The 12,233-nt window shown below is 68.2% G+C and carries 2 protein-coding genes; one reads left to right on the top strand and one right to left on the bottom strand.

Annotated elements, in window-relative coordinates; genetic code table 11:
• Positions 1-233: 233 nt before the first annotated feature.
• The gene (locus tag D5041_RS06815) at positions 234-11,678 is read right to left on the bottom strand and encodes an Ig-like domain-containing protein (protein WP_265284164.1); all 11,445 of its coding nucleotides are present in this window, start codon (positions 11,676-11,678) and stop codon (positions 234-236) included.
• 294 nt (positions 11,679-11,972) lie between these two features.
• Between D5041_RS06815 and D5041_RS22095 the strand changes: the two genes are divergently transcribed.
• Positions 11,973-12,170 carry an Ig-like domain-containing protein gene (locus tag D5041_RS22095; RefSeq protein WP_407702248.1) on the top strand — a complete coding sequence of 66 codons (198 nt, stop codon included), beginning with the start codon at positions 11,973-11,975 and terminating at the stop codon, positions 12,168-12,170.
• Positions 12,171-12,233 lie beyond the last annotated feature (63 nt).

Below are 12,233 nucleotides of genomic sequence, written 5' to 3'. Positions count from 1 at the left end.
GCAATCAAAAGCGTAATTGAAAGTGCGTAATTTATTGCGCCCAGCCCGCTGCGCCGCAGCCATCGCAGGCACGCAAAAGTCCTTATCGGGACACCGGACAAGTCGCCTGGGCCCGGGGCGTTGACCGGCACCCTTTGCCTCCGGTTATTTCGGGGGTGGTTGCTCGCGGGGCCCCGTGCGCGCATGCGCGGAGCGCGCGCCGGGTGATTGCCCGACCCGGGGCCGCGCGCGGATCAGAGCCAAAACCCGTTGGACGCCAGATCGGACGCCAGGCCGACGACGGACAGCTGCATCTGCGCCGGGGCGCCGGGGGCGGTAATGGCGCCGTTGGCCTGGCCGTCGGCGTCGAACGGTCCGCCATCGCTGATTTCAAAGTCCAGCCGCAGCCGCCCGCCCTCGCTCCCCATCTTGCCGCCGTAGGCTGCGCTGCTCAGGTTGACCCAGGTGCCGCTGCCGTCTTGCACCCAGTAGCCGTTGACGCCCAGCGCGGGGTCCAGGTAGAGGCTGAACTTCTCGCTGCTGCGGCCTGCGGCCAGCGTCGCCCGGAAGCTGAGCAGCCCGAGGGGCATCTCCATTCCATCGGGCCATTGGGCGGGGGCATCCTCTTGCGCCAGGCGGGTGATGCGCGCGCCGCTGTCCGGATCGACCTTGCCGTCCTGGCTGCCTGCCACCAGGGTCACGGGGGTGCTGGTCGCCCTCTCTGCGGTGGCGCGGACTCTGGCGCTGGTCGATCCCACTGCCGCCTGCGTGCCGTCCTGGACGCCGTCGCCATTGCCGTCGCCGGCCACGGGGACTGCGCCGTCGGAGCCGGGGAGGCCGGGGGTCGGGTCTTCGAGGCTGTCGGGAATGCTGTCGCCGTCCGTGTCCTTGCTGTCCTTGGGCGCCGGGCCTTCCGGGGGCGATGGGCTCGGGCTCGGGGCTGGATTCGGGCTCGGGCTCGGAGCCGGACCCGGTGGCGCGGGGGTGTGGTTGTCCACCGGCGTGGCCGCGAAACTGGCTGCGTCGTTGCCGGCCGCGTCCTGTATGGCGTTGGCATCGTTGCCGGTCGTGGGGTCGGTGTAGGCGAGGCTCACGGCCTGGCCGTTGGTGACAGCGGTGGCCAGCGTCAGGCTCACGGTCTTTTCCTGCGCGCCTACCGCGATGGCGGTGACGGCGGTGAGCACGTTATCGACGCGCACCGTGAAGGCCATGGTGGGCGGGATATGCGTTGCGTCCAGGCTGGTCCCCTCGGTGTAGCGCAGCACCAACTGGCTGGCGTTGACCGTGGCGCTGGCGAGCACCGGGGCGCGGGTGTCGATCTGGTAGCGGGGGCCATGGGCGTGGCCGGTGCCGGCGCGGCCTGCGGCGTTGCGCACGCCCTCCTGGTTCACGCTGATGGTGTTGCTGCTGTTCTCGACGCCGGCCGTGGGGGTGAAGGTCGCCGTCCAGGTTCTGCCATGGTCATTCGTCGTGGGGTCGGTGAATGTGCCGTTGGCCTCGCTGAGCACGACGTCGTCGCGCGTGAAGCCGGTGACGGGCTCGTTGAAGGCAAAGGTGACTGTTGTGGTGTCGCCAATGGTCAGGTGGGTGTCGGCCAGTGTGACTGTGGCTGTTGGGCCCGCGGTGTCTGCCGGTCGGGTGTCCACGCTGTAGTTGGCGCTGTCTGCGCTGCCGGTACCGGTGTTGCCTGCGTCGTCGGTTATGCCGGCGAGGTTGACGCGAATGGTATTGGCCAGGGCGTTGACGTTGGCCGTGGGCGTGAATGTCGCCGTCCAGACTGTGCGCCCGGCGTTGGCCGTTGGCGGACTTAGCGTGCCGTTGGGGCACACGATGTCGCTGGTGTCAAAACCGGTGACGGACTCGCTGAAGCGGAAGCTGACTGTTGTGGTCTTGCCCACGGTGAGCGCGCTGTCGGCCAGCGTGATGGTGGCCGTGGGGCGTGTGGTGTCCACGGAGTAGTTGTCGCTGCTGGCGCTGCCGGTACCGGCATTGCCCGTGTCGTCGATCACACCGCCAAGGTTTATGTGGATGGTGTTGGCCAGGGCGCTGACGTTGGCTGTGGGCGTGAAGGTCGCTGTCCAGACCGTGCGCCCGGCGTTGGCCGTGGGGGGGCTCAGCGTGCCGCTCATGCACACGATGTCGCTGGTGTCCAAGCCGGTGACGGGCTCGCTGAAGCTGATGGTGACGGTTGTGGTTTTGCCTGCGGTAAGTGTGCTGTCGGCCAGCGTGATGGTCGCCGTGGGGCGCTTGGTGTCCACGCTGTAGTTGGCGCTCTCTGCCCTGCCGGTGCCGGCGTTGCCCGCGTCGTCGCGCACGCCGCTGAGGTTGACGCGGATGGTATTGGCTGGGGCGCTGGTGTCGGCCGTGGGCGTAAGGGTCGCCGTCCAGACCGTGCGCTCGGTGTTGGCCGTGGGGGGGCTCAGCGTGCCGCTCGTGCACAGGATGTCGCTGGCGTCGAAGCCGGTCACGGGCTCGTTGAAGGTGATGGTGACGGTTGTGGTTTTGTCCGCGGTGAGCGCGGTATCAGCCAGCGTGATGGTCGCCGTGGGGCGCTTGGTGTCCACGCTGTAGTTGGCGCTCTCTGCGCTTCCGGTGCCGGTGTTGCCCGCGTCGTCGCGCACGCCGCTGAGGTTGACGCGGATGGTATTGGCTGGGGCGCTGGTGTCGGCCGTGGGCGCAAGGGTCGCCGTCCAGACCGTGCGCTCGGTGTTGGCCGTGGGGGGGCTTAGCGTGCCGCTCGTGCATACGATGTCGCTGGCGTCGAAGCCGGTCACGGGTTCGTTGAAGGTGATGGTGACGGTTGTGGTTTTGTCCGCGGTGAGCGCGGTGTCGGCCAGCGTGATGGTCGCCGTGGGGCGTGTGGTGTCCACGCTGTAGTTGGTGCTGATGGCGCTGCCAGTGCCGGCGGTGCCTGCGTCGTCGGTCACGCCGGCGAGGTTGACGCGGATGGTATTCGCCCCGGCATTGGCGTTGGCCGTTGGCGTGAGGGTTGCTGTCCAGACCGTGCGCTCGGCGTTCGCCGTGGGCGCGCTTAGCGTGCCATTGGGACACACGATGTCGCTCGCGTCCAAGCCGTTGACGGGTTTGTTGAAGGTGATGGTGACTGTCGTGCTTTCGCCCACGGTGAGCGCGGTGTCGGCCAGCGTGATGGTCGCTGTGAGGCCGGTGCTGTCCGTCCGGGTGTCCACGCTGTAGTTGGCGCTGATGGCGCTGCCGGTCCCGGCGCTGCCTGCGTCGTCGGTCACGCCGGCGAGGTTGACGCGGATGGTATTGGTTGGAGCATTGGCGTTCGCCGTTGGCGTGAGGGTTGCTGTCCAGACCGTGCGCTCGGCGTTCGCCGTGGGCGCGCTTAGCGTGCCATTGGGACACACGATGTCACTGGTGTCCAAGCCGTTGACGGGTTTGTTAAAGGTAATGGTGACGGTCGTGGTCTCGCCCGCGGTCAGCGCGGTGTCGGCCAGCGCGATGGTGGCAGTGAGCCGCACGGTGTCCACGCTGTAGTTGGCGCTGATGGCGCTTCCGGTCCCGGTGTTGCCTGCGTCGTCGGTCACGCCGGCGAGGTTCACGTGGATGGTATTCGCCCCGGCATTGGCGTTGGCCGTGGGCGTGAGGGTTGCTGTCCAGACCGTGCGCTCGGCGTTCGCCGTGGGCGCGCTCAGCGTGCCGCTCATGCACACGATGTCGCTCGCGTCCAAGCCGTTGACGGGTTTGTTGAAGGTGATGGTGACGGTCGTGCTTTCGCCCGCGGTGAGCGCGCTGTCGGCCAGCACGATGGTCGCGGTGGGGCGCGTGGTGTGCACGCTGTAGTTGGTGCTGGAGGCGGTGTCGACTCCGGCGTTGCCCGCGTCGTTGCGCACGCCGGCGAGGTTGACGCGGATGGTATTCGCCTCGGCATCGACGTTGGCCGTGGGCGTGAGGGTTGCTGTCCAGACCGTGCGCTCGGCGCTCGCCGTGGGCCAGCCCAGCGTGCCGTTGGTGTACACGATGTCGCTCGCGTCAAAGCCGTTCACGGGCTCGCTGAAGGTGATGGTGAGCGTCGTTGTCTGGCCCGCGGTGAGCGCGCTGTCGGCCAGCGTGACGGTGGCTGTGGGGCGCGTGGTGTGCACGCTGTAGGGGCTGCTTTCGGCGCTGCCGACTCCGGCGTTGCCTGCGTCGTCGCGCACGCCAGCGAGGTTCACGCGCAGGGTATTCGCCCCGGCGTTGGTGTTCGCCGTGGGCGTGAGGGTCGCCGTCCAGACGGTGCGCTCGGCGTTCGCCGTGGGCGTCGTCAGCGTGCCGCTGGGGCACACGATGGCGCTCGCGTCCAAGCCGGTCACGGGCTCGTTGAAGGTAATGGTGACCGTCGTGGTTTCGCCCGCGCTGAGCGTGCTGTCGGCCAGCGTGATGGTCGCCGTGGGTCCCGTGCTGTCCGTCCGGGTGTCCACGCTGTAGTTGGTGCTGATGGCGCTGCCCGTGCCGGCGTTGCCTGCATCGTCGCGCACGCCGGCGAGGTTCACGCGGATGGTATTGGTTGGAACGTTGGCGTTGGCCGTTGGCGTGAAGGTCGCCGTCCAGAGCGTGCGCTCGGCGTTCGCCGTGGGCGCGCTCAGCGTGCCATTGGGACACACGATGTCGCTGGCGTCCAAGTCGGTGACGGGCTCGTTGAAGCGGAAGCTGACGGTCGTGGTCTCGCCCGCGCTGAGCGCGGTGTCGGCCAGTGTGATGGTCGCCGTGGGTCCCGTGGTGTCCGCCCGGGTGTCCACGCTGTAGTTGGCGCTGAGGGCGCTGTCGGTGCCGGCGTTGCCCGCGTCGTTGCTTACGCCGGCGAGGTTCAGGCGGAGGGTATTGGCCGGGGCGCTGACGTTGGCCGTGGGCGTGAGGGTCGCCGTCCAGAGCGTGCGCTCGGCGTTCGCCGTGGGTGCGCTCAGCGTGCCGTTGCTGCACACGATGTCGCTGGCGTCCAAGCCGGTGACGGGCTCGTTGAAGCGGAGGGTGACGGTCGTGGTTTCGCCCGCGCTGAGCGCGCTGTCGGCCAGCGTGATGGTCGCCGTGGGGCGCGTGGTGTGCACGCTGTAGTTGGCGCTGTCGGCGTTGCCAACCCCGGCGTTGCCCGCGGCGTCGGTCACGCCGGCGAGGTTCACGCGCAGGGTATTCGCCCCGGCGTTGGTGTTCGCCGTGGGCGTGAGGGTCGCCGTCCAGACCGTGCGGTCGGCGCTCGCCGTGGGCCAACTCAGCGTGCCGCCCGTGCACACGATGTCGCTCGCGTCAAAGCCTTTGACGGGCTCGCTGAAGGTGATGCTGACCGTCGTTGTTTGGCCCGCGGTGAGCGCGGTGTTGGCGAGCGCGATGGTCGCCGTGGGGCGCGTGGTGTCCACGCTGTAGTTGCTGCTGTCTGCCCTGCCGGTGCCGGCGTTGCCCGCGTCGTTGCTGACGCCGGCGAGGTTCACGCGGATGGTATTGCTTGGGGCGGTGGTGTCGGCCGCGGGCGTGAAGGTGGCCGTCCAGAGCGTGCGCTCGGCGTTCGCCGTGGGCGCGCTGAGCGTGCCGCTGGTGCATACGATGTCGCTGGCGTCCAAGCCGTTCACGGGCTCGCTGAAGCGGAAGCTGACGCTTGTCGTTTCTCCTGCGCTGAGCGCGCTGTCTGCCAGCACAACGGTCGCTGTGGGCCGCGTGGTGTGCACGCTGTAGTTGGCGCTGATGGTGCCGTCGGTCCCGGCGTTTCCCGCGTCGTCGCGCACATTGGCGAGGTTCACGCGGATGGTATTCGTCGCTGCGTTGGTGTTGTCCGTTGGCGTGAAGGTGGATGTCCAGACCGTGCGCTCGGCGTTCGCCGTGGGTGCGCTCAGCGTGCCGCTCGTGCACACGATGTCGCTCGCGTCCAGGCCGTTCACGGGCTCGCTGAAGCGGAAGCTGACGCTTGTCGTTTCTCCTGCGCTGAGCGCGCTGTCCGCCAGCGCGATGCTCACCGTGGGCCGCTCGGTGTCCACGCTGTAGTTCGCGCTGATGGCGCTGCCGGTGCCGGCGTTGCCCACGTCGTCGCGCACGCCGGCGAGGTCCACGCGGATGGTGTTCGCCCCTGCGCTGGTGTTGGCCGTGGGCGTGAAGCTCGCCGTCCAGACCGTGCGCTCGGCGTTCGCCGTGGGCGCGCTCAGCGTGCCGCTCGTGCACACGACGTCGCTCGCGTCCAAGCCGTTCACGGGCTCGTCAAAGCGGAAGCTGACCGTCGTCGTTTCGCCCGCGCTGAGCGCGGTGTCGGCCAGCGTGATGGTGACCGTGGGGCCGCTGCTGTCCGTCCGGGTGTCCACGCTGTAGTTGGTGCTGCTGGCGCTGCCGATCCCGGCGTTGCCCGCGTCGTTGCGCACGCCCGTGAGGTCCAGGTGGATGGTGTTCGTCCCGGCGCTGACGTTGGCCGCGGGCGTGAAGGTCGCCGTCCAGACCGTGCGCTCGGCGTTCGGCGTGGGCGCGCTCAGCGTGCCGCTCGTGCACACGATGTCGCTCGCGTCCAGGCCGGTGACGGGTTCGCTGAAGCCAAAGCGGACGGTCGTGCTCTCGCCCGCGGTGAGCGCGCTGTCGGCCAGCACGACGGTGGCCGTGGGCCGCGTGGTGTGCACGCTGTAGTTGCTGCTGGCGCTGCCCACGCCGGCGTTGCCCGCGTCGTCGCGCACGCCAGTGAGGTCCACGCGCAGGGTATTCGCCTCGGCGTTGACGTTCGCCGTGGGCGTGAAGGTCGCCGTCCAGACCGTGCGCTCGGCGTTCGCCGTGGGCCAGCTCAGCGTGCCGTGGGTGTAGACGATGTCGCTCGCGTCGAAGTCCCTGACGGGCTCGCTGAAGCGGATGGTGACTGTCGTGCTCTCGCCCGCGGTGAGCGCGCTGTCTTCCAGCGTGACGGTGGCCGTGGGGCCGGTGGTGTCGCGCGTGTCCACGCTGTAGTTGGCGCTGCGGGCGTTGCCGGTGCCGGCGTTGCCCGCGTCGTTGCGCACGCCGGCGAGGTTCAGGCCGATGGTGTTCGTCGCGTCGCTGACGTGGGCCGTGGGCGTGAAGATGGCCGTCCAGACCGTGCGCGCGGCGTTCGGCGTGATCGGGCCCAGCGTGCCGTTGGCGTCGCTGAGCACGACGTCGCTGGCGTCCAGGCCGGTGACGGGTTCGTTGAAGGTGAAGCTGACGGTCGTCGTCTCGCCCGTGGTGAGCGCGTCGTCGGCCACCGTGATGCTCGCCGTGGGGCCCGCGGTGTGCACGCTGTACTGGGCGCTGGAGACGTTGCCCACGCCGGCGTTGCCTGCGGCGTCGGCAACGCCCGCGAGGTTCACGCTGATGCGGTTGCTTGCGGCGTTGACGTTGGCCGTTGGCGTGAAGGTCGCCGTCCAGGTTTTGCCGTCACTGCCTGCCGCAAGCGGCCCCAGCGTGCCGGTGGCCTCGCTGAGCACGACGTCGCTGGCGTCAAAGCCGGTGACGGCCTCGCTGAAGGCGAAGGTCACGGTGGTGCTCTCGCCGGCGCTCAGGCGCGTGTCGGCGAGCGTGATGGTGGCGCTGGGCCGCAGGGTGTCCACGCGGTAGTTGGCGCTGCTCGCGTGGTCTGCGCCGGCGTTGCCTGCGGCGTTGCTCACGCCGGCAAGGTTCACGCGGATGGTGTTGCTGCTGTCCTCGGTGTTCGCCCTGGGGGTGAAGGTGGCGCTCCAGGTTTTGCCGTCGGCATTCGCCGTGAGCGGGCCGAGCGTGCCGTTGGCGTCGCTGAGTACGACGTCGGCGGCGGTGAATCCGTTGACGGTTTCGCTGAAGGCAAAGCGGACGGTGGTGGTTTGGCCGGCCGTGAGCTGGGTGTCGGCCAGCGTGATGCTCGCGCCCGGCCGCGTGGTGTGCACGCTGTAGTTGGTGCTGATGGCGTGGCCATCGCCTGCGCGGCCCGTGGCGCCGGTCGCGCCGGCGAGGTTCACGCGGATGGTGTTCGTCGCGTCATCGACGTTCGCCGCGGGCGTGAAGGTGGCGCTCCAGGTTCTTCCGTCAGCGTCCGCCGTGAGCGGGCCGAGCGTGCCGTTGGCGTCGCTGAGCACGACGTGGGCGCTCGTGAAGCCGGTCACGCGCTCGCTGAAGCGGAAGGTGACGGTGGTGGTTTCGCCCGGGGTCAGGCGGGTGTCGGCGAGCGTGATGGTGGCGTTCAGGCGCGTGGGGTCGAGGGTGTTGATCTGGTAGCTGGCGCTGCTGCCCAGGCCTTCGCCCGCGTTGCCCGCGTCGTCGCGCACGCGGCTCAGGTTCACGCCGATGGTGTTGTTCGCGGCGCTGATGTTCGCCGTGGGCGTGAAGGTCGCGGTCCAGTTTCTGCCGACGGTGTCGGGCGTGAAGTGGCTCAGCGTGCCGTTGGCGCTGGTGAGCACGACTTCGTTCAGCGTGAAGCCGGTCACGCGCTCGCTGAAGGTAAAGGTGACGGAGGCGCTCTCGCCCACGGTGAGATCGGTGTCGGACAGCGTGATGCGCACGGTGGGGCGCACGAGGTCGTAGCTGAACGGGGCGGAAAACGCGCTTCCCTCCCCCTGGTTGCCCGCCGGATCGGTCACGCCGGAGAGGTTCACCAGGACGCGGTTGCTGCCCGGCGAGCGGCCGTCGGCAGGCGGGGCCGTGAGGGTGCACTGCCAGGTGATGCCGTCGTCGCTGCGCAGGTCGGAGAAGATGCCACCGCCGCCGGGCGCGGGGAAGATCGTGAGGTCCGACAGGGTGAAGGCCTTGCCGTCCGTGGGAGGCAGGCTCCGGTCCAGCGCTTCGGAGAAGACGATGGTGACGGTGGTCGCTTCGTTGCCGCTGAGCTTGCTGTCAGCGAGCGTGATGGAGCGCACCGAGGGCCGCGTGGTGTCCACCTGGTAGTCGGCGCTGCTGGCGTGGCCGAGCCCGGCGCGGCCGACGGTGTTGGTCACGCCCGCGAGGTTCACGCGGATGGCGTTGCTGCTGTTCTCGGTATTGTCATTCGGGGTGAACGTGGCGCTCCAGGTGCGGCCGTCAGCGTCGGCCACCAGGGGCCCCAGCGTGCCGTTGGGCGCATCGACGTCGTCGGCCGTGAAGCCGAGGACCGGCGCGTTGAAGCGGATGGTGACGGTGCTCGTCTCGCCGATCTTCAGGGCGCTGTCGCTCAGCGTGATGCTGGCGCTGGGGCGCGTGGATTCGATGGTGTCTATCTGGTAGTTCACGCTGGTGGCGCTGCCGAAGCCTGCCCGGCCTGCACGGTTGGTCACGCCGGCCAGGTTCACGCGGATGGTGTTGCTCGTGTCCTGCACGTTGAGCGTGGGCGTGAAGGTCGCCGTCCAGATCGTGCTGAGTGCATTCCCCGTGAGCGGGCCCAGCGTGCCGTTGGCGTCGCTGAGCACGACGTCGTCTGCCGTGAAGCCGTTCACGGGACCGTTGAAGACAATGGTGACGGTGGTGGTTTCGTCGATCCGGAGGTCGGTGTCGGCCAGCGTGATGATGGCCGTGGGGCGCTCGGCCGTGGTGTCGATGGCGTAGTCGGCGCTGCTGGCCGTGCCTTCGCCCGTGTTGCCTGCGGCGTTGCTCACGCCCGCGAGGTTCACGCGGATGGTGTTGCTCGCGTCCAGCACGTTCGCCGTGGGCGTGAAGGTCGCCGTCCAGGTCTTGCCGTCGGCATCCGCGGTGAGCGGGCCCAGCGTGCCGTTGGCGTCGCTGAGCACGATGTCCTGCTCGGTGAAGCCCGTGACCGCCTCGCTGAAGGCGAAGCGGACCGTGGTGGTCTCGCGCATCGTGAGGCTGGTACTGCCGAGCGTGATCGTGGCGCCGGGGCGCACGGTGCTGACGCTGTAGCTGGCGCTGTGGGACTGGCCAAAGCCTGTGGTGTCGGCCGGGTTGACGGCGTCGGTCACGCCGAAGAGGTTCACGCTGATCGTGTTGCGCGCACTGTGGACGTTGGCCGTGGGCGTGAAGGTCGCCGTCCAGGTCTTGCCGTCGGCGTTCGCCGTGAGCGGGCCCAGCGTGCCGTTGGCGTTCGTGAGGACGACGTCGTCTGCCGTGAAGCCGTTGACGCGATCGTTGAAGACAATGGTGACGGTGGTGGTTTCACCGGCCATCAGGTGGTTGTCGGCGAGCGTGATGGTCGCGGTGACGAGGTCGCGGGTGTCTACGTTGTAGTAGCCGCCGGAGTGCCCGCCTTCGCGGGACATATTGCCCGCGAGGTCGCGGATGCCGTGCGCCGCCCCCATCACGACGCTCAGCTTGGCCCAGGTCACGGAGGTCCGGAACGTCGGGGCGCTGAGGGTGATGCTCCAGATCTTTCCGCCTTCGCTGGAGTTCAGGCCGGACATCGTGCCACCGGAGGCGCCGGCGGAGCTGTATATGTCGTCGAGGCTAAAGCCCGTCACCGGTTCGTTGAAGGTGACGGTGATGGCCAGGGTGCCGCCGGATCGCAGGTTGTGGCTCGAGACGGCGATCCCGCTCACCTGGGGCGGGGAGCTGTCGTTGGCGTAGGCTTGGTCGTTGGCTATATAGGTCCCCCCCGGGTCGCCGGGCACGTTGCCCCCGCCGACCGTGTTGCCCGCGGCATCGGCGATGTCGCGCAGCTTGATCGCGATGCGGTTGTCGGGCATGTTGTCCGCAGAAGGGGACCGGAGCGTGAGCTTCCACGTGGTTCCGCCGTCCGTGGTGCGCAGGTTCGACAGCGTTCCCCGCAGGCCATTGATCGACTGGTTGCGCTGGGTCAGGGAATCGATGATCTCCAGGTCATCGAGCGTGAAGCTGTTTGCATCGATTGCCTGGGAGAAGGTGATGGTGACGGTGGTCTCCTCGTTCGCGGCCAGGAGGCGGTCATCGATGACCAGACTGCGCAGCATGGGCCGCACGGTGTCCACGACGTAGTTGGCGCTGCTGGCGCTGCCGACCCCGGCCACTCCCGCGGCGTTGCGCACGCCCGCCAGGTCCACGCTGACGGTGTTGTTCGCGACCTCGGTGTTCGCCGTGGGCGTGAAGGTGGCGGTCCAGGTCTTGCCGTCCGCGCCGACGGCCAGATTGCTCAGCGTGCCGTTGCCGCTCGTGAGCACGATGTCGGTGGCGTCAAAACCGGTGACGGCCTCGTTGAAGCTGAAGGTCACGGTAGTGCTCTCGCCCACGGTGAGCGTGCTGTCGGCCAGCGTGATGCGCAGGCTGGGGCGCCCGGCGACGGCGTCGAGGCTGTAGTTGACGCCGGTGGCACCCCCCCCCTCGCCCGCGTTGCCCGCCCGGTCGTTCACGCCGGCCATGTTCACGCGAAAGGTGTTGTTCGACGAGGTGACGTTGCGCGTCGGCGCGCTCAGGGTCGCGGTCCAGACGCTGCCGTCGCCGGTGGACGTGAAGTGCGACAGCATGCCATCGCGCAGGCCATTGACCAGCACGCGGGTGTTGACGCCCGCGAGGTTCACGCTGATCGGGTTGTTCGTCGATGTCGCGCCGGCGCCGGGGGCATTCAGCGCCACCTCCCAGGTGTCGTTGCTGCCGTCGGTCCCGGGCTGCCAGGCGGCGGACACTTGGCCCACGCTGCCGCTGTCCGCGTCCAGGACCGCGTCGGGCGGCGTGGTGTCCACGGTGTACTCGGCGGACTGGAATACCCCGGCAAGTCGCCCGCCCATGTCGTAGCCATACTTGAGCTTGGTCAGGTCCAGGGTGATGCGGCCGACGGGCCTGCTCACGTCCGCAGTTGGTGTGAACGTGGCGGTGTATATCCGGGCGTTGTCGGAGTCCTTTTGCAAATTGGACAAAGCGCCGAAGGGTGACTCTGGAGGACCTGAATGACTTCCGCTCGCGGGTTTCAAAAGTGTGAAGCCAGGACCGAGCGCATCCACCCACGGCTCTTCGTTAAATATGAAAGTCACCGTCATGGTTTCCCCGACGGTCAGATAATTGTCGCCAAGGAGAATGATGACGCTGGTGACGTGCGTGGAGTGGGATTTGTATGGTGTGGTCATGGGAGATTCCTTTGAAAATAATTCCGTTATGATGCAGAAAATTGCATGCAATAAAATCCTCGCCCTTGCAGTCCGGTCGAGCGTCCGATTAATTGGCCCACGGCGAGCGCCGACCGTACGGTCTGGACGGCGACATTCACGCCCACGGCCAACGTCAGCACCCGGGAGAACACCATCCGCGTGAACCTCGCCGGCGTGAGCGACGCCGGTACCGGCTGCTGCATTGCAGTGTGTGCGGGAACTTCATGCGGCGGTGCCATTCAATGCAAATACAATTACAAGTGATATTGCAAGACCATGAACGGAACGCTGGGTAATCTGTTGCATTCGCCCGGGTCGTTGGCCGAC

The sequence above is a fragment of the Verminephrobacter aporrectodeae subsp. tuberculatae genome (assembly GCF_026127385.1).
GTDB classification, from domain to species: Bacteria; Pseudomonadota; Gammaproteobacteria; order Burkholderiales; family Burkholderiaceae_C; genus Acidovorax; species Acidovorax aporrectodeae.
This window is presented reverse-complemented; position numbering and strand designations above follow the sequence as displayed.